Source organism: Bacillus sp. RO1 (assembly GCF_012524115.1).
Classification (GTDB): Bacteria; Bacillota; Bacilli; order Bacillales; family Bacillaceae_I; genus Sutcliffiella_A.
Window position 1 is genome coordinate 48,841 of the sequence record NZ_JAAZWB010000066.1, and the last position, 19,209, is coordinate 68,049.

At 39.5% G+C, this 19,209-nt stretch carries 17 protein-coding genes; all 17 read right to left on the reverse strand.

Annotated features, from left to right (window positions below):
• Window positions 1–13: 13 nt before the first annotated feature.
• Window positions 14–1,756, reverse strand: coding sequence for an arsenical pump-driving ATPase (gene arsA / locus HC179_RS09560; RefSeq protein ID WP_168864122.1), 1,743 nt, complete (start codon window positions 1,754–1,756; stop codon window positions 14–16).
• 12 nt (window positions 1,757–1,768) lie between these two features.
• Window positions 1,769–2,137, reverse strand: coding sequence for an arsenite efflux transporter metallochaperone ArsD (gene arsD / locus HC179_RS09565; protein WP_168864123.1), 369 nt, complete (start codon window positions 2,135–2,137; stop codon window positions 1,769–1,771).
• A 61-nt stretch (window positions 2,138–2,198) separates the two neighbouring features.
• Window positions 2,199–2,618, reverse strand: coding sequence for an arsenate reductase (thioredoxin) (gene arsC, locus HC179_RS09570; protein WP_168864124.1), 420 nt, complete (start codon window positions 2,616–2,618; stop codon window positions 2,199–2,201).
• A gap of 117 nt (window positions 2,619–2,735) precedes the next feature.
• Window positions 2,736–4,034 carry an arsenic transporter gene (locus tag HC179_RS09575; RefSeq protein WP_168864125.1) on the reverse strand — a complete coding sequence of 433 codons (1,299 nt, stop codon included), beginning with the start codon at window positions 4,032–4,034 and terminating at the stop codon, window positions 2,736–2,738.
• Between the two features lie 13 nt (window positions 4,035–4,047).
• A complete protein-coding gene (locus HC179_RS09580) occupies window positions 4,048–4,389 on the reverse strand; it encodes an ArsR/SmtB family transcription factor (RefSeq protein ID WP_168864126.1) in 342 nt (113 codons plus the stop codon).
• Window positions 4,390–4,834: 445 nt separating this feature from the next.
• Window positions 4,835–6,298: a SulP family inorganic anion transporter gene (locus HC179_RS09585; RefSeq protein WP_168864127.1), complete on the reverse strand. Its 1,464-nt coding sequence runs from the start codon at window positions 6,296–6,298 to the stop codon at window positions 4,835–4,837.
• A 249-nt stretch (window positions 6,299–6,547) separates the two neighbouring features.
• The gene (phoU, locus tag HC179_RS09590; protein WP_168864128.1) at window positions 6,548–7,207 is read right to left on the reverse strand and encodes a phosphate signaling complex protein PhoU; all 660 of its coding nucleotides are present in this window, start codon (window positions 7,205–7,207) and stop codon (window positions 6,548–6,550) included.
• A gap of 25 nt (window positions 7,208–7,232) precedes the next feature.
• The gene (gene pstB, locus HC179_RS09595; RefSeq protein WP_168864129.1) at window positions 7,233–8,054 is read right to left on the reverse strand and encodes a phosphate ABC transporter ATP-binding protein PstB; all 822 of its coding nucleotides are present in this window, start codon (window positions 8,052–8,054) and stop codon (window positions 7,233–7,235) included.
• A gap of 18 nt (window positions 8,055–8,072) precedes the next feature.
• Window positions 8,073–8,957, reverse strand: a complete 885-nt coding sequence (pstA, locus tag HC179_RS09600) for a phosphate ABC transporter permease PstA (protein ID WP_168864130.1) — start codon at window positions 8,955–8,957, stop codon at window positions 8,073–8,075.
• Between the two features lies 1 nt (window position 8,958).
• A complete protein-coding gene (gene pstC, locus HC179_RS09605; RefSeq protein WP_168864131.1) occupies window positions 8,959–9,918 on the reverse strand; it encodes a phosphate ABC transporter permease subunit PstC in 960 nt (319 codons plus the stop codon).
• Window positions 9,919–10,013: 95 nt separating this feature from the next.
• Window positions 10,014–10,988: a PstS family phosphate ABC transporter substrate-binding protein gene (locus HC179_RS09610; RefSeq protein ID WP_168864132.1), complete on the reverse strand. Its 975-nt coding sequence runs from the start codon at window positions 10,986–10,988 to the stop codon at window positions 10,014–10,016.
• Between the two features lie 245 nt (window positions 10,989–11,233).
• On the reverse strand, window positions 11,234–13,405 hold the full coding sequence (locus HC179_RS09615) for a peptidoglycan D,D-transpeptidase FtsI family protein (protein WP_168864133.1): 2,172 nt from the start codon (window positions 13,403–13,405) through the stop codon (window positions 11,234–11,236).
• A 150-nt stretch (window positions 13,406–13,555) separates the two neighbouring features.
• Entirely contained in the window at window positions 13,556–14,842 is a 1,287-nt protein-coding gene (locus HC179_RS09620) for an MFS transporter (protein WP_168864134.1), read from the reverse strand.
• A gap of 288 nt (window positions 14,843–15,130) precedes the next feature.
• Entirely contained in the window at window positions 15,131–15,739 is a 609-nt protein-coding gene (locus HC179_RS09625; RefSeq protein WP_148987616.1) for a superoxide dismutase, read from the reverse strand.
• Window positions 15,740–15,878: 139 nt separating this feature from the next.
• On the reverse strand, window positions 15,879–16,838 hold the full coding sequence (gene pfkA / locus HC179_RS09630; RefSeq protein ID WP_168864135.1) for a 6-phosphofructokinase: 960 nt from the start codon (window positions 16,836–16,838) through the stop codon (window positions 15,879–15,881).
• A gap of 78 nt (window positions 16,839–16,916) precedes the next feature.
• Entirely contained in the window at window positions 16,917–17,396 is a 480-nt protein-coding gene (locus tag HC179_RS09635; RefSeq protein WP_168864136.1) for a DUF456 family protein, read from the reverse strand.
• 74 nt (window positions 17,397–17,470) lie between these two features.
• Entirely contained in the window at window positions 17,471–19,111 is a 1,641-nt protein-coding gene (locus tag HC179_RS09640; RefSeq protein WP_168864137.1) for a Na/Pi cotransporter family protein, read from the reverse strand.
• Between the last annotated feature and the right edge of the window lie 98 nt (window positions 19,112–19,209).

Consider the following 19,209-nt stretch of genomic DNA (forward strand, 5'->3'; position numbering starts at 1 on the left):
ATTCATTCACTCCTTACAACAGATTCTCTTTTTCCCATGGCAGGATGGCGCATTTTTCTTTTGTGGACTTTACTCTTTGTATCCAGGGTAATTCATGTTTCCCTCTGCCTGATAGTAATTGGTCTGTTGTATCTGTATTAGCAAAACTTTGATTGATGATCCACCAACGCGGTGTTATGGAAGCACGCTCAAGGTCAGCATGTAATCTTTCAGCCTCCAGTACAGGGGTTGCTTCCGGCAAGGTAACGATAAGTACTGCTGTTTCTTCGGCATTACGAAGGCGTGGAAGCAGGTTTAGCACTTCTTTTGGCACCTCACCCGTTGAACGCAACAATTCCTTTTGATACGATTGGGCTGCTTCAAGCAGTAGCAATGTATGACCTGTTGGTGCAGTATCAATGATGACCACTTCTTTATCCGCCTGACCAACTATCTTGGCAAACTTCTGGAATACCGCTATCTCTTCGGTACAAGGTGAGTTTAGATCTTCCTCAAGGTATGCAAGTTGCTCCTCGCTCAGCTCCTCTCCCGCTTGTTCCAGAACATGCTTTTTATATGATTCTACTTCTGCCTTAGGGTCAACTTTACTGATTGTTAAATGCTCTTTCCTTGTTTTATTTTTTAACGCATGCTCCAAATGCGCAGCAGGATCCGTTGTCGTGAGATGGACTTTCACATCTTTTTCTACAAGCTTAATTGCTAGTTTGGCTGCAAGTGTCGTTTTACCAACGCCACCCTTCCCCATCGTAAATACTACACGATAGTTATGGTTTATAACATCTCCTACCACTTGATCAAAATCAGCAAGTTCTGTAAGTATTTCAGGATTCACCTGACCAGTTTCCTCCATTTGTATCGTTTCCCCATTTAACCAAACTTTTAACGAGTGGATACCAGTTAATGAATACGAAATATAAGGAAGGTACGTCATTGGAATATCATCAAATGTACTCATGGCATTTTCCATGGCTTTCTGTTGCTTATTGAAAAATACCAAGGACACCTCATCGTCTATGACTGGCTTTTCCATTAATCCATTTATTATTAGCTGCTGATTATGAAGGCCAATTTCACGCAACTCCTCAGAGGCACGCGCAGCTTCCATGATTGGCGATTCATCAGGCCTTGTTACCAAAAGCAACTGAGTTTGGGAGGGATCTGACAATGCCTGCACCGTTTGTTCATACAGTTCCTTTTTGGCCCCAAGCCCGGAAAGTGGTCCTAAACAGGAAGCTCCGTGCGTACTCTCCTCCAGAAAATTGTTCCACGCAGTCGGCAGGGAAAGCAGCCTAAGTGTATGGCCTGTTGGAGCAGTATCAAACACAATCACATCATATTGCCCTGTTACCTCTTTTTGTGTTAATAACGTGGAGAATTGGTCAAAGGCTGCAATCTCAACCGTACATGCTCCTGATAACTGCTCTTCCATGGTAGCCAATACTGATTCCGGGAGTTTTCCTTTATAAGGACCAATCACACTTTCCCGGTAATCTCTCGCCGCTTCCTCAGGATCAAGATTACAGGCAAAAAGACCTTCCACACCTGGCACTTGAGAAATGCCATTGGTCAATTCCGTTTGAAAAACATCCTGCAGGTTGGAGGCTGGATCGGTACTGACAATCAATACCCTCTTTCCTTCTTCGGCAAGCGCGATGGATGTAGCACATGCTGTGGACGTTTTACCAACACCGCCTTTACCGGTGAAAAATAAGTATGGTGCTTGTACCATTGTTTTGGGTTGGAATGTTGGGAGCATATAGCCGCCCTCCTAGTTGATTGAGTTTAGAGTAATATTGAGTTTCTTTTTGGGTCTTTCGTGAACAAGTTCCTCTACTTTCACACCGGTCCATTCAGCAAATTCCACGTTTGTAGGGTAATCTGCCACCTTTGCAACTTCGCCATCTACTAGAGTAACTGGAAGACATTCCGGTCCATTTTCCATTAGCAATTCATTCACCTTTTGGTTTGTTACAAACGGTTCAGGCTCTGATCCTAAATTGAAGCGAGTGATTTCGATTCCTTTTTGCTGCAAGGAAAATATAGCACTTGCCACTCTTGTTAGTTCCGGGTCCACACTAGGTCCACATACGCCAGTTGCACAGCACATTGCAGGATCAAAAATTTCAATTTTAGCCATTTCTCATTTCCCCTTTCAAATATAGAAAAAATAGCCGAGATATTTCGCTCGGCCATTTTTATTATTTTCCAGTCTCAGCAAACGTTTTGATTCTGTCGCCGATTTCGTCACGTACGCGTTGGAAGAACTGCCATTTTTCTTCGTCCGTTCCTTCTGCTTTGGCAGGATCATCAAAGCCCCAGTGTACTCTCTCTTTGTTTGGTGGTGTTGCTGGGCAAACATCTGCTGCATGACCACAAAGTGTTACGACTAGGTCTGCTTTTTTCAAGATTTCAGGGTCGATTGTATCGGAAGTTTGGTTCGTGATATCAACATCCACTTCTTTCATTGCTTTTACTGCGTTTGGGTTTACACCGTGTGCTTCGATTCCTGCAGAGTATACGTCCCACTCGTCACTAAGATATTTTTTCCCCCAGCCTTCTGCCATTTGGCTGCGGCAAGAGTTACCTGTGCATAGGAAATAGATTGTTTTTTTAGTCATGATGAAAAACTCCTTTTTTGTAATTTGATTTTATGTTTTGGTTATACACCGCTGTTGATTTCCGCAAATGGCTTCGCTGGAGTCTCATACCCTGCACTACAATTAACAGGATGTGTCTTAACCAATAATGAGTAGCCAGAAATATAAACCTAATAGCGTGATGAACAGGGTTGGGATGGTTAGGATGATACCTACTTTGAAGTAGTATCCCCAACTTATCTTTACTCCTTTAAGGCTTAAAACGTGTAGCCATAGTAATGTTGCCAAAGAACCGATTGGTGTGATTTTCGGACCAAGATCAGATCCGATAACATTGGCATAGATTAACGCTTCCCTAATTGTTCCGGTTGTGGCTGTGTCTTTGATTGCTAATGCATCAATCATGACAGTAGGCATGTTATTCATGAAGGATGAAAGGATAGCTGCAATGAACCCCATGGAGATGGTTGCAACGAATAGTCCTTCATCCGCTGCCATTTGAATCACATCTGTCAGAAGGTTTGTCAATCCTACATTTCTTAAACCATATACCACAACATACATCCCAATGGAAAAGAATACGATCGCCCATGGTGCGCTTTTCAAAATCTGTTTCGTGTGAATTACCTGGCTGTTTCTGCTTATTAAAAGAAAGATGATAGCAACGGTAGCTGCAACGAACGAAACAGGAATACCGGCAAATTCACTAGCAAAGTAACCTATAAGAAGTACCGCAAGTACAATCCATGACAAGTTGAAAAGCTTCATGTCTTTAATCGCTTCTCTTGGTGCCTTCAATACGGACATATCATAATTTTCTGGGATACTTTTACGGAAGAACAAGTAAAGCACCACGATACTTGCCCCAAGTGCAAAGAAGTTTGGAACAATCATTCTTGATGCATATTCCACAAATCCTATTTCAAAGAAATCAGCTGATACGATGTTTACCAAGTTACTTACAACTAATGGTAGTGAGGTAGTATCTGCAATAAATCCGCTTGCCATAATAAACGGCAATATCATTTTCTCTTTAAACTTCAGATTTCTTACCATTGCCAAAACAATTGGGGTCAAGATAAGTGCCGCTCCGTCATTCGCGAAGAATGCCGCTACCACTGCCCCAAGCAATGTAATGTAGATGAACATCCTTACGCCGCTTCCTTTTGCGAATCGAGCCATGTGCAAAGCCGACCATTCAAAGAATCCTACTTCATCTAAAATGAGGGAGATGATGATTAAAGCCACAAACGTCAATGTTGCATTCCAAACAATGCTTGTTACATCGATCACATCGGTAAAGGTAACAACACCGAAGAGTAATGCAAGAAGCGCTCCCCCGCAAGCTGACCAGCCTATGGATAATCCCCTAGGTTGCCAGATAACAAAAACTAATGTAAGTAAAAAAATCACAGATGCCAAAATTATATCCAGCAATATATTCCCTCCCTTAACAACAAGTAATTCTAAGTCCTTTTTCTTCGAGTTCTTTTAGCTTTTCTTCTAGTGAAGGAACATACACTAATATGGAAGTAATTAATGCATAGTGTGGATGTTCTGTATTAATCGAATACATAATCCACTGGCCCTTCCTTGATTCTTTTACAAGACCTACCTCTTTAAGCTTCTTCACATGTTGGCTGATCGAAGGTTGACTCATTTGAAAAATCTCGACAAACTCACATACACAGCAATCGTGATCTTGTAGAAGAGCCAACATGGAAAGCCTCGTTTTATCGCCTAAAATCTTCAGCGTGACAGCCGCTTCTTCCATCTTCAATACTTGTTGCATACGTACACCTGCCTTTGGTAAAAATAAGTAATATAATCAAACACTTATATAACAATCCTCTTATATAATAAAATACTTATATGTTTGTTTCAACCTTTCTTTTGTAAAGAAATTGTGAAGAAAAATTGTAGAACTATCAGTTAATTGGTATAATATATTTAAGAAAGCGCTTCCAAAAAACATATGAGTGGGAAAGGTGATGCTGTGTTATGATGGACTATCAGTACAGACGACGAGCTTTTCAAAACCTACATGTGGAACAAGAAGAAGCAAAAATGGATCTAAAACAAAAAATTAGAAAATCGAAATCAATGTTGGCTTCCATAGCCTCGTTCTTTTCCTTTTTTCATCACACATCATAAGGAGCTTACATGCTCCTTTTTATTATGTCTTTTTTTACAAAGAAAACGGGACAAAATGAATTGTCCCGTTAATTAACTATATATTAATGACCTGAAGTAGCAGATAAACCTACTCTGTCAATTAGTGTTTTACTTTCATCATTGAGGCCTATAATTTTAACGTTCTTACCTAATCTTTGATATTTTTGCACCGTTTTTGAGATTGCGGTAACAGCAGATTGATCCCAAATGTGCGTGTTACTAAAATCAATGACAATCTCTTTGGGATCATTATTATAATCGAATAAATCCACAAAATGACTCATCGTTCCAAAGAACATTTGTCCAGAGATTTGATAATGCATGACGTCTTCTTTTAACGTCATAGTAGCTTTTATCTTCGCCATCTTCCAGCCGAAAATTAATGCACTTAACACAACCCCTGCTCCTACACCTTTTGCAAGGTCATGTGTGTAAACAACAATAGCAACCGTTACAACCATTACTACTGCATCTGCACGAGGTATCTTATGAAGTTCTCGAATCGACTGCCAATCAAATGTCCCGATGGAAACCATAATCATTACTCCAACAAGGGCAGCCATTGGAATTTGAACGACAACATCTCCAAGGACCATGATCAGGAATAAAAGGAATGTACCTGCTACTAATGCAGAAAGCCTTCCCCGTCCACCTGATTTAACATTAATTACAGATTGTCCAATCATGGCACAACCAGCCATACCACCGAAGAAACCAGTTACGACGTTTGCAATACCTTGTCCCTTCATTTCTCGGTTTTTATTACTCTTTGTATCTGTCATTTCGTCCACAATTGTCGCTGTTAAAAGGGATTCTAAGTTACCTACAATAGCAAGTGTGAATGCATACGGTAGAATAATCATAAATGTTTCCCAAGACAAATCCACCATTGGGATATGGAAGAAAGGTAAGGTTCTAGAAATCTCACCTTGATCTCCAACTGTACTTAGACCAAACCCTCCACCAAATAGGGTGATCGCTGTAATAACAACAATTGCAACTAAGGCAGATGGTAATGCTTTGGTGACTCTCGGAAGCAAGTATATGATAGCAAGTGTCGCAATGACAAAGCCAACCATTATCCAGGATCCACCTTTTTCAGGAGTAAAATGCACTAATTGTGCGGTGAAAATTAAGATTGCTAAAGCATTAACAAATCCAATAATTACTGCCTGAGGGAGAAAAGAAATAAACTTCCCAAGCTTAAATACACCCATTATGATTTGTATTATACCTGTTAACACAGTAGCTGCGAATAGATACTCGATTCCATGATCTGAAACCAATGTAATCATCAATAATGCCATGGCCCCAGTTGCAGCTGAAATCATCCCTGGTCGTCCACCAGTGAAGGCAATAACCACGGCAATACAGAAGGATGCATAAAGACCTACCATCGGGTCAACACCCGCGATGATTGAAAATGCAATTGCTTCAGGAATGAGGGCTAATGCTACGGTCATACCGGCAAGTACGTCACCACGCACGTTGCCAAACCATTCTTGTTTTAAGTTTGCTACGTTCATAGCACACCTCTTTCTATATTATTTAGTTTTGTGACTTTCTACTCTCAAGAAAGTCGGGTCCGTTTGCAACAGAAAGAATCATACCACATATTTTCTGCGCTGAAAATCAGTATGAAAACGGGAACATGCGAGTTTATCTCTTCATTTCTTCCGTTTCCTCTATTTATCTATCGTTTTTGTATATCTGTAAAAATATAGACAATGGAACAATAAAGAAAGCTCTGTTCATTAAGAACAAAGCTCTCCTTTTTAGTCATTCAATTCGTAATGGCTACCCTTTACAAGGTAGAATATATTTTCTGATATATTGGTGGTATGATCGGCCATACGCTCAATATATCGGCAGATGAAGCTCAATTGGGTAATTTCAGGTATCAAATCCGGGTGGTCTTTGGTCAACTGAAGTAGCTCACGGATGTTTTGACCGTATAGCTCGTCCACTTGATCATCCATGTCCGCTACCTTCTTCGCCAAGACTACATCCTCATCATAATAAGCTTTCAATGCAAGTGATAACATTTCAGTCGCAATGCTATGCATTTTCTCAATCTTCTCAAGCTGAATGATTGGTTGAGTGTTTTTCCCGATTCTTATCGTAGATTTTGCAATATTTACAGCAAAATCTGCGATACGTTCTACATCCGTGGAGATTTTAATTGCTACGAAAATTCTACGTAAATCAATTGCCACTGGTTGCTGTTTGGCAATTAGAAGAATGGCAAAGTCATTAATCTCTTCATCTAAACGGTCTGCCTTGTTATCTTCTTCAATAATCTGAAGCGCAAGGTCCACGTTTTGGTTTGTTAAGGCGTCAATGGATTTTCCCATTGCAATTTCAGCCAAACTACCAAGTTCCAATAATTTATCTCTTAACGTTTCTAAATCCACATGAAATTGACGCAATACCATCTACCTCTTCCTTTCTCAACCTTTATTATCCGAAACGACCAGTAATATAGTCTTCTGTACGCTTATCTGACGGATTGGAGAACAATTTATCTGTTTCAGAATATTCTACCACTTCCCCATTTAAGAAGAAAGCTGTTCTGTCCGATATACGTGCAGCTTGTTGCATATTATGCGTAACAATGACGATACTGTAGTCTTTCTTTAGTTCTTGAACGAGTTCTTCCACTTTAAGAGTAGAGATAGGGTCAAGAGCAGATGTTGGTTCATCCATTAAGATAACGTCCGGCTCAATAGCCAAACAACGAGCAATACATAAACGCTGCTGTTGTCCACCAGATAGACCGTAAGCATTTTCTTTTAGACGGTCTTTGACTTCATCCCAGATTGCAGCTCCACGTAAGCTTTTTTCCACAATTTCATCAAGGACTTTTTTATTACGGATTCCATGAATTCTTGGTCCATAAGCAATATTGTCATAAATGGATTTTGGGAACGGATTAGGTTTTTGGAATACCATTCCTACATTTGTTCTTAGTTCTTCCACTTTATAAGACTTACTTAAAATATTCTTTTCACGATAAAGAATATCACCAGAAACTTTAACACTTGGGACTAATTCAACCATACGGTTCAATGTCTTAATATAAGTGGACTTTCCGCAACCGGAAGGTCCGATGATTGCCGTAACCTCGTTTTCATAGATCGGCAAGTTGATGTTTTTCAAAGCTAAATTTTCGCCGTACCATAAGTTCAAATCTTTTGTATGGTACACAATGCTTTTGTCTTTTGGAGTTATTGTTTTAGAAGAATTGTTCTTCGTTTCACGTTCAGGCACCGTAATTTGCATAGATGATTCCTCCTAGGATTAAAATCTTCTTTGGAATTTATTTCGAATAATTACTGCAATGGAATTCATGACTAATAAAATGAAAAGTAGTACTACGATAGTAGCTGCTGCTAAGTTCGCATATTCTGCAACAAGAGCTGCGTCAATTGTCCAGTAGTAAATTTGCATTGGAAGTACAGTGAATTTGTCGAAAATCCCCTCAGGTAGCGGAATCAATAACGCCGGAATTCCCAATACAACTAATGGAGCCGTTTCCCCGATAGCACGGGATAACGCAAGGATAACTCCTGTTAAAATACCCGGTAATGAAGCTGGCAAAACGATATTCTTGATTGTCTGCCATTTAGTCGCACCCATTCCGTAGGATGCTTCTCTTAAGTAACCAGGAACTGAGCGAATTGCTTCTTGACTAGCTACTACTACGATAGGAAGAACTAATAATGCCATTGTCAGACCACCAGCCAACACGATATTTCCAAGACCAGCCGCTCTAACAAATATAGTTAATCCCAAGATACCGAATACAATGGACGGTACACCTGCAAGGTTTGAAATATTCGTTTGTAAAAAGCGTTGTAGGCGTCCTTTTTTTGCATACTCTTCTAAATAGATAGCTGTGCCGACACCGAGAAACAAAGTGATTGGCGCAACAACTAACATCAGCCATACAGTACCCATGATGGCACCCATGATTCCAGCTCTATCTGCCATAGTAGACAGTTTACTCGTTATAAATTGAAGATCAACCCAACCCATACTCTGAGAAATAACTCGGTAAAAAAGAATGACAAGTACAACAAGACCAATTAATGTCGCTGCTAAAAATAATGATTTAGCAATATTGTTCACTGTTAGTCTAGAATTCATTTTCTTTTGAACTTGCGCTGCATCAACATACTTCATCTTAATATTCCTCCCTATACTTGCGAGAGATATACTGGGCGATCAGGTTCATGACAAGTGTAAACACGAACAATGTCATCGCAACAGCATACAAGCTATAATATAAAGTTGAACCAGCTGGTGCATCTCCACCGGTTACTTCCACAATGTATGCGGTCATCGTTTGCATAGATTGTGTGACGTCAAACGTAAAGTTCTTTGTACTTCCACTCGCAATCGTTACAATCATCGTTTCACCGATTGCACGGGAAATAGCTAGAACAAATGATGCGACAATTCCAGACATAGCTGCAGGAACTACCACTTTCCAAGCTACCTCAAGCTTCGTTGATCCAAGCGCCAATGCTCCCTCTCTCATAGCATTAGGAACGGAGCTCATCGCGTCTTCCGATAAAGAGGCAACCATTGGAATGATCATTATTCCCATAACTATTCCTGGACTGAGGATATTGGTTGGTTCTAAACCAGGAATGATTTGTCTTAATAAAGGTGTTACAAAAGTGAATGCGAAAAATCCGTAAACGATTGTAGGAATACCCGCTAGCACCTCTAAGATAGGTTTTAAAATTCTTCGTACTCTATCGGATGCATACTCGCTTAAGAAAATCGCGCTCATTAAACCGATAGGGATTGCCACAACCATTGCAATGACAGAAGAAATGATTGTTCCTGTCAACAAAGGAAGCACACCGAATTGTGCATTTTCCCCTAGAGGTTTTAATTGTGTACCAGTAAAGAAGTCAAGAAACGGAATTCTAGAAAAGAATTCTACTGTCTCAAATAATAATGTAAAAATAATACCCAAAGTTGTAAAAATAGAAATTGTTGCGATACCCAAAAGAAACTTAGGTACAAACGCTTCAATAAATCTATTTGTGTTTAGAGTCGTCTTTTTCTTATTGATTAACTCTCTCACATTGATGCTATCTTTCTGATTAGCCAATTTGAAATCCCCTTTCATCCTTTACCCTAACGTAACAAGGACCATCCAAAGCCTATTTTAAAAATACATAGAGGAAGATGAGCAGCAAGGAGCCCCTCATCTTCCCTGAAAACTTACTTTAAACCTTCAAGCTCTTCTACTGCAGTTTGAATTTCTTCATCTGTTAATGGAGCAAATCCTGTTTCACTAGCAACAGTTTGTGCATTTTCCATTGTGTAGATTGCATAATCAAGTACTTGAGGCTTTTCTTTCGCCATATCTACATTCAAGTAAGTGAATACTGGACGAGTAAAGTTTGCATAGTCACCGTCTTCAGCGATTGTGTCAAGAGATGGTTCTACAGGACCGTTACCGAAGTCAACTTTTACAGCCGTTAATTTATCTGTGTTGCTTGCATAGTAACCGTAACCGAAGAATCCGATTGCGTTTTTATCTTTAGAAACAAGGTCTACTAGTGTAGAGTATTCTTGTTGTAAATTTACACCTTCAACTAGATCTTTTTCTTCAAGGATTTTTTCCCAGAAGAACTCATATGTTCCGTGGTTTTCGTTTGGACCGTAAGCTTTGATTGGCTCATTTGGGAAGTCTGGGTTGATATCAGACCAGTTTTTAATATTGCCTTCAGCTAAGAAGATTTTTTTAATGTCTTCTTCAGTTAATTCAGTTGCCCAGTCGTTTTCTTTATTAATAACAATTGTTAATCCGTCAAGTGCCACTTTCATTTCTTTTACTTCCAAGCCAAGCTCATCAGCTTGTGCTTTTTCTTCATCTTTAATTGTACGAGATGCGTTATTAAAATCAGTTCCGTCTTCTACTAGGAATTTCTTAAATCCAGCAGAAGTACCAGCACGACTTACTTCAACAGATACGCCTTCTTGAGCTTCTGTCATGTATTTTTCAGCCATTAATGACATGAAAGGGAATACTGTTCCAGATCCATCAATTACTACACTACCTTCAAGTTCTTCTCCGCCTTCAGCTGAAGTTCCTTCGTTACCACCGTTGTTGTTTGCATTACCACATGCTGCAGCGAATACTGCAAGTGATGCAACGATAGCTAGTAATAAAAAACGTTTGAAGCTTTTCATTTCTTAATTCCCCCTAAGGTTTTTGTTTTTGTTGATGTTTCTGTGTTTATCTTGCCCTACGAATAATAGAATATAACTTGTGTGTTAACTACGTATGAATCAAGTGTAAAGGTTTTGTAAATGTCGTTTTTTCTGTAGTTTTATCGGGAATAATGGAGGAATTTAGTGTATGTTTGCTATTGCAAAATAAATAAAGGGGCATTAGGACACAAAAAAGCACCCCGATTTGGAGTGCTTTTTTACTATTACTCTGTATCTTCTTCATTATTCTGCTCTTCTACTTCTTCTGTTTGTTCTTGATTTTCTTCCGATTTTTCTCCCATAGCACGTTCTTTCTTTAGACTAAAGTAAGCATCCATAACCGCATCACCAATACGAGTACTAATTCCGCCTGTTACGCTAAAGTCCGTAGATGCATATGGCACCATAATAGCATAAGCAATTTCAGGATTATCATAAGGTGCATAACCTACTAGGTTAAAGTTTAGTGTGTCATGGTAACGCTTTTCTCCATTAGGAAGAATCTCTTGATACCTAGACTCAGCTGTACCCGATTTTCCAGCAGGCTTATACTGTTTCATTTTAGAGCTGCTTGCTGTTCCTCTTGATCCATGATAAACCCTGATAAATCCATTTTGCACCTGTTCAATTTGTCTATCTGTCATGTCTACTCTATTTAATACTTGAGGTTCGAAAGGTTCAACTACACGCCCAAGCTCTTCTCCATTATTGGGCTCTCTTATCTCTCTAACTAATTGCGGCTTCATTCTATACCCGCCATTGGCGATAGTAGATACGTATTGTGCCAATTGAAGCGTGGTGTAAGTATCATACTGTCCAATTGATAAATCTAGAAAAAGACCAGGGTATCTTGTCTCTGTTCCTTCAAAACCCGCAGATTCTCGAGGAAGGTCAATACCTGTTTCTACTCCTAAACCGAATTGAGCTAGATAGGACCTAAATGTATCAAAAGCGTTTGGTGGTATGAACAACGGTTGTTTTGGCGAGTAATTTGCACCAGCAATAGCCATAGCTATTCTGAACATATATACGTTGGAAGACCTTTCAAGTGCTGTTAAATCATTTATACTTCCCATATTTGTATAGGAAGCCTTTCTTAAAGCATCTGACCCCCGTCCAATATATAATGGGGAATCATACAGGTAGGAACCCGGCTGGATGACACCGTGCTGATAACCAGCTAGTACAGAGGCTCCCTTAACTGTTGAACCAGGTTCATACGCTTCTTGGATGGCGCCTAAAGCATTGTCATAAATTTTTAATTGGCCATCTTCTTCATCCCGGATTAATTGCTTTCCTGCAAGAGAAAGGACTTCACCAGTTTTAGGGTTCATTACAACGACAAAAGCGCGGTCTAGAAATCTTGCCTTGGCGCTTGGATTTGCTCGCGTTTGTAGCATCTCTTCAATTAATACCTCTTCCACTTTCTGCTGGAATTCCATATCTATTGATAAAATCAAATCTTTCCCACGTTGCCCATCATAAACTTTTTCTTGATGAAGTAAATTTCCGCCAGTGTCAGTCACATTGCGAACTCTTGCCTTTTGACCCTGTAAAACATTTTCGTATTGAGCTTCAAGTTGTGAAGTGCCAATTCGATCATTTCGACTATATCCACGGGCAAGGAATTCATCTACCTTCTCACTTGGAATCCCAGTCTCTGATGTTGAAACATTACCAAAAACAGAATCGAGGGTTGAGCCATAGGCATAAGATCGGATAAAGTCCGTTGTAATATCCACACCAGGCAAATCGGTCAGCATTTCACTAACCATAGCAAATTCCTTCGCTGTTACATCTTGGTTCTTAACAATCTGTGGGGTAAGGGCATACCCTTTATTAAACTCACGGAAGATTGCCAGAACCTCTTCTTCATCTTCAGTTATTTCAGCTAATTGCTCTTTCGTAATTCTATCTAACTGGAGATCATATAACTCCCTTTCTTCCATATCACCATCGGCAACTTTTTTCCGGTCTTCTTCCGTTATCAGCTTTGCCGCTTCTTCAGGACGAGTCAGAATCCAATAATCTTTCCTATCTCTTTCCTGAATCTTTGTAGTGTCCATTGAAATAATTTTAGAAAGTTTTTTTGCTACCTCTAGTTGTTCATTTGGGCTTGTTGATTGCATGCGGGTATATGTAATAGCATTTAATGGTGTGTTATCCACTACAACATTGCCATTGCGATCATATATTTTCCCTCTAGGTACCAAAGTATTTACCGTCACGTTTTCGGTTCGATCTACCTCTTTCCGGTAATCTTCCCCAAAAACGATTTGGACAAATCCTAGTCTTAGAATGAGGGCTGAGAACAGTAAAAAAACCGCAAAAAACAAAAGGTTTAAGCGCGACGGGACGTAATTCTTCTTTTTCTTTTTTTGCTTTTGATTTGTCATCCTTTACACCTTTTCATTAATTATTTCGAGTGGCTAATATAAGCAACTTGTTTATAAAAAGTAAGAGACACCTACGTTAGTCTGTATAGGTGTCTGTGTCTTTATCTATTGTATAGGAAATCATAATAAATTTCTATTATTAAATCCCTTTTAAGGAGTTGATTCTCCCTCACCGTCTCGCAAAGTTGTCACAATTGGATGTGGTTCTTCCTTTGGAGAAGGCATGGGTTCTAATTCTACTTTACGGATGAATGGATAGATTAATGCGTGTCCTGCACCAATCACGCCCAAAAGGATTGGAATACTCTTTTGCGTATCAAAAAAGATTACCGCAATCAAAAACAAGATAATAGAAGTAATACGCCCTATATTTAAGAAAATTTCCCTGACAACAATATATTCAATGCGCATCTCTGCTGCTTTCCACCCTCTTCCAATCACATCATAGGTCAAGGATACATATGGAACTAACAACAACGGATAGGCTATTGCGATGGTTACTGCGTACATGAGCAACTTGACGTAAGTTAATTCAAAGATAAGAAAGAAAATCGCTCCATACAATATTAGTCCTCCTAGGAGGATTGCTTTCTTCCTGAACTCTTTCTTAATAAGCCTCGTGGCCAGATAGTAACAGACAAATGCCACAGCTGAGTTTAACAATCCGAACGTTCCTAGTGCCAATTCACTGTTCGTTGTAATAAATACCAATACAGAAACTGCAAAAAGGAAAGTACCTTCACGTAAACCTTGAAAAAAGTGTGCATTCGTTATGTATCCCCAGTTCTCATTATTTTTTCTTTCCTGTAAAATACGCCTTAGTTCGAAGCTTCCTTCCGCCCCGCGCCTTTTTAAAAATAGGCTTAAGATTACTGCAGCAAAAAAAAGAATGAGGGAGATAGTGAAGATTACCGTGTAACCTGTAAACTTTTCTAATGTAGAGATAATATAGCCGGCCGCAAAGGGTCCAATCATTCCACCGACTGAAGTCAATATCCCCAAAAATCCATTAAAAAAATCCCTAGTTTCAGGCTCTGTAATTTCAAAAGTCAATACGTTAAAAGCAAGCCAGTAGAAACCATATCCTATGCCAAGCAGTGCACCTAAAAGCAATAAATAGGTGGAGGCCTTGTCACCAATGAACAAAACAAACAAATAAAAAAGTGCTAAGAATACGACTCCTAAACGTAGCACAATGACACGATCGATTTTTTTGGCCCATCTACCTGCCAATATAAATGTTAATGGCTGAAAAATGACTATTGCTAAATTGTAGAAGCCTAGGTCACTGAATTCGCCTGATTGCTTCCAGAGGTACACATTTACGAATGTATTGGATAGAGCAATGCTGAGAGAATAAAGTCCACCGATGATTAAGAGTAGCATCAGGTCTTTGTTTACTTCGACATCGCCGATTAGTTTTTTGAGTGCTGCCATTATTACCCCGCTCCTTTATCTACGTTTATTGTGGCTTAAAGGAGTGGGAGTTATGTACTTTGATTTTTGAACATCTTGAAGACATTCTTTAACTCCGCTGTTGATTTCCGCAAATGGCTTCGCTTTCCTAGGGGCGCTGCTGAAGCCTCCTCGGCTTCGCCTGCGGGGTCTCCACCTAGCGCTATCTCCCTCAGGAGTCTACGCCTTTTGCTCCAATCAACAGCTATAGAACACGTAAAAAAATAAAAACTCCCATCCAATTAGGGATGAGAGTTTTTTGTGCATTATTTATTTTGCTTCGTTGTAAAGTTTTCCTACTACATCCCAGTTGATTACGTTGAAGAATGCGTTGATGTAGTCAGGACGGCGGTTTTGGTAGTTTAGGTAGTAAGCGTGCTCCCATACGTCAAGGCCAAGAACAGGAGTCTTACCTTCCATTAATGGAGAGTCTTGGTTTGGCGTGCTTGTAATTTCAAGTTCACCATTGTTTACTACTAACCAAGCCCAACCAGAACCGAAACGAGTAGCTGCAGCTTTTGCAAACTCGTCTTTGAAGTTGTCAAAGCTACCAAATTTGCTAGTTAAAGCGTCAGCCAATTCACCGTTTGGAGAAGTAGCGCCACCTGGAGTTAGGATGTTCCAGAAAAGACTGTGGTTCGCGTGTCCACCACCGTGGTTGCGAACAGCTGTTTTGATGTTTTCAGGAACTGCATCCATGTTGGAAATTAGCTCCTCTACACTTTTACCTTGAAGTTCTGCTTGTCCTTCAAGTGCAGCGTTAATACCTGTTACGTAAGTATTGTGATGCTTTGTGTGGTGAATGTTCATTGTTTCTTTGTCGATGTGAGGCTCCAATGCGTCGTATGCATAAGGTAATTGTGGTAGTTCGTATGCCATAATTATCTCCTCCTAATTGTTATGTAATAAAAATTGAACCAAAAAAGCATGACCCTTTTGATCCGTTAGTTTCAGATTACCAAAACTTGTACAATCTTTCAATTAATCTGCTTGCCTTCCTTAAAATAATTATTAACTATTAAATGGATAACTCTTGGGACAAGCGATACATACTTTCATCTATCTTATGGGGCATGGAGAATACTTCATCAAAGGAATAATCAACAATCTGATTTTTTTCCATCCCCACTGCTCTACCTGCTTTTCCTTCCATTAATAACTCCACAGCTCGTCCGCCTAGACGGCTTGATAGGACACGGTCAAATGCAGTGGGTGTTCCTCCTCTTTGAATATGTCCAAGAACCGACACCCGCGTTTCTAATTGTGTTTCTTTTTCAATCAGTTTAGCAAAATCCATTCCACTGCTAACGCCCTCTGCAAGGACAATGATCGTATGTTTTTTGCCTCGTTTTTGCCCACTCTTTATTCGTCCTACAACATCTTCAAGTTTAAATCCTATCTCAGGTATGATAATGGTCTCTGCTCCACCTGCAAGACCCGCCCATAAAGCGATATCTCCTGCATGGCGGCCCATCACTTCAATAATAAATGTACGTTCATGAGAAGTTGCAGTATCTCGTATTTTATCGATGGCGTCAATTACTGTGTGAAGTGCTGTATTAAATCCGATTGTATAATCCGTTCCAGCAATATCATTGTCAATGGTTCCAGGCAAGCCGATACATGGAAAGCCATGTTCTGTTAGCTTTTGTGCGCCACGGTAAGACCCATCTCCTCCAATGACCACAAGCCCTTCAATTCCATGTTTCTTCAACTGTTCTATCCCTTTTTGTTGCCCTTCAAGGGTTTTGAATTCTTCACTCCTTGCTGTATATAAAACGGTACCGCCACGATGGATAATATCTCCAACAGACCCAAGCTCCAATTTTTTTATATTGCCAGCCATAAGTCCTGCATACCCTTGATAGATACCATATACATTTAAGTTGTGGTATATTGCTTTTCTTACTACAGCCCTTACAGCCGCATTCATTCCAGGCGAATCTCCGCCACTTGTTAAAACTCCAATCGTTTTCAAGTCATTCACTCCTTTTTCGCACCTATTATTGCTATAGCACAAATGTATCCTCTTTAAACACTTCTAGTATAACCTTGTTTAAATGAAAATAAAGAACACAATGATCATAATCCCCTGGATAATCCCCTTCACCAATGCACTGCTGAAGAGACCAACAACAGAACCGAATCCTGCTTTCATTGAGGCTTTTAATCCATTTCTATTAAACATCAGTTCACCAATGACTGCTCCCAAAAATGGCCCAAGAATGATCCCTGCTATTGGAATCACAAACGGGCCAACCAACAATCCAATGGTACTTCCCCAGATAGATGCGTTGCTTCCGCCAAACTTTTTAACACCTAAAAGGTTTGCAAAGTAGTCCGCGACAAATAGCAAAATGACAAATAATACGGTAATCGTCCAGAATATAAAAGTCAGCTCTTCAAAAGAGAAAAATACTCCATAAAGGAGAAATCCACCTACTAAAAATAGCACACTTGGAATGATGGGATAGACCAGTCCAACGAAAGCGATGACAAATAATGCAATAATTATTGCCCAATATACGATTTCCACTTCAAAACCCTCTTTCATAAATTTTAAAAAAACCAGACCCATAAGAGTCTGGTTTAATTATACGTTCTTACCTATTATAAAGTTTCGTGATCTTCGCCTAATACTGCCTCTGCGATATTTACAGCATGATCCCCGATACGCTCAAGGTTACTGATAATATCCACAAACACAATTCCAGCTTGACCGGAGCATAATCCCTCATTCATACGTAAGATATGTTTCTTACGAAGTGAGCGCTCCATTTTGTCAATCTGATCTTCTTTCATACGAACATCATTTGCAAGTGTTTTATCATTTGTACGAAGTGCTTCAATGGATTCTTTTACTGTGGAAACTGTTAGTGAGAACATTTCCTCTAAATCCTTCTCAGCAGCTTCTGTTAACTCTACCTTGTTTGCAATTTGATAATCGACTAATTCGACGATGTTCTCGAAGTGGTCACCGATTCTTTCGATATCTCTTACTGTATCCATTAATACAGAATGTTCTTCTGACTCATTATCTGATAAAGAACTTGAAGATAACTTTACAAGATAGTCAGTAATTTTTCTATCAAGGTTATTGATTGCTTCTTCCACTTGATATGCTTGTTCGGAGTACTTCGTTACGCCAGTCTTTAAATACTCGTGAGTAGATTCAAGTCCAACCACAGAATATTCACCCATGCGAAGAACTTCTTCTTTTGCTTGTCCAAGTGCCAATGATGGTGATTGTTCAATAAAAATAGGATCTAAATGCTTTGGTTTATATTCTACAAAGCTATCCTCACCAGGAATGATTTTAGTAACAACTAAAGCCAGTAATCCAATGAACGGCAACTGAATAATCACGTTGGCAATATTAAATGAACCGTGTGCAAATGCAATGGTCATTTCTGGATTTAGGTCTAACATTTGCTGTAGAAACTCTACATACATTTGGAAAGGAATCAACAATATCAAAACAATTGCTGTTCCTAAGACATTAAACATTACATGTGATAAAGCAGCACGTCTTGCAGCAACGCTTGCCCCAAGAGCAGCTAGAACTGCTGTAATCGTTGTACCAATATTGTCTCCAAAAAGTACCGGTAATGCAGCTCTAAGATCCATCGCACCTTGTCCGTAAAGTTCTTGCAAAATCCCTACAGTAGCACTTGAACTCTGAACAATAACGGTAAATACCGTTCCGACTACTACCCCAAGTATTGGGTTATCACTCATGGTTACCGTTAAATCAATGAAAGCCGGCAACTCTCTTAGTGGTTTAAGTCCACCTCCCATGATTTTCAAACCATAGAATAATGTACCAAAACCAAAGACAATCTGACCTAAGTACTGGATTTTCTGGTTTTTAAAGAAGAATAACAAGATTGCACCTGCTGCAATGATTGGCAAGGCATACTCATCAATTTTAATACCAATGATGAATGCTGTTACAGTAGTACCGACGTTTGCACCCATAATGACACCAATCGCTTGGCGTAAGGTCATGAATCCTGCACTAACCAAACCTACTGTAAGTGCCGTGGTTCCTGAGCTAGATTGAATAAGGACCGTTACAAGGATACCCGCAAATACACCCATTAACGGATTAGTTGTAAAACGATCTAAGATATCTCTTAGCTTATCACCAGCTGATTTCTGCAGTCCGTCACCCATGTATTTAATCCCGAAAAGGAAAATACCCAGACCACCAATAAATTCAAAAATTAACTTCTGAACATCCAAGTCCAATACATTCAACCCCTTAATCAAAAACAATATAGTATCGACAAAAATCTACAAAACCAAATACAATTATTAACCTAATATGATTCTAATGTAAATACCCT

What these genes read in the sequence shown, in the direction of transcription:
- HC179_RS09610 (WP_168864132.1), bottom strand. Translation starts at nt 10,988, where the DNA reads ATGAAAAGCTTCAAACGTTTTTTATTACTAGCTATCGTTGCATCACTT.
- pstA (WP_168864130.1), bottom strand. Translation starts at nt 8,957, where the DNA reads ATGAAGTATGTTGATGCAGCGCAAGTTCAAAAGAAAATGAATTCTAGA.
- HC179_RS09585 (WP_168864127.1), bottom strand. Translation starts at nt 6,298, where the DNA reads ATGAACGTAGCAAACTTAAAACAAGAATGGTTTGGCAACGTGCGTGGT.
- HC179_RS09620 (WP_168864134.1), bottom strand. Translation starts at nt 14,842, where the DNA reads ATGGCAGCACTCAAAAAACTAATCGGCGATGTCGAAGTAAACAAAGAC.
- pstB (WP_168864129.1), bottom strand. Translation starts at nt 8,054, where the DNA reads ATGCAAATTACGGTGCCTGAACGTGAAACGAAGAACAATTCTTCTAAA.
- HC179_RS09580 (WP_168864126.1), bottom strand. Translation starts at nt 4,389, where the DNA reads ATGCAACAAGTATTGAAGATGGAAGAAGCGGCTGTCACGCTGAAGATT.
- HC179_RS09615 (WP_168864133.1), bottom strand. Translation starts at nt 13,405, where the DNA reads ATGACAAATCAAAAGCAAAAAAAGAAAAAGAAGAATTACGTCCCGTCG.
- arsD (WP_168864123.1), bottom strand. Translation starts at nt 2,137, where the DNA reads ATGGCTAAAATTGAAATTTTTGATCCTGCAATGTGCTGTGCAACTGGC.
- phoU (WP_168864128.1), bottom strand. Translation starts at nt 7,207, where the DNA reads ATGGTATTGCGTCAATTTCATGTGGATTTAGAAACGTTAAGAGATAAA.
- HC179_RS09625 (WP_148987616.1), bottom strand. Translation starts at nt 15,739, where the DNA reads ATGGCATACGAACTACCACAATTACCTTATGCATACGACGCATTGGAG.
- pstC (WP_168864131.1), bottom strand. Translation starts at nt 9,918, where the DNA reads ATGAAAGGGGATTTCAAATTGGCTAATCAGAAAGATAGCATCAATGTG.
- arsA (WP_168864122.1), bottom strand. Translation starts at nt 1,756, where the DNA reads ATGCTCCCAACATTCCAACCCAAAACAATGGTACAAGCACCATACTTA.
- arsC (WP_168864124.1), bottom strand. Translation starts at nt 2,618, where the DNA reads ATGACTAAAAAAACAATCTATTTCCTATGCACAGGTAACTCTTGCCGC.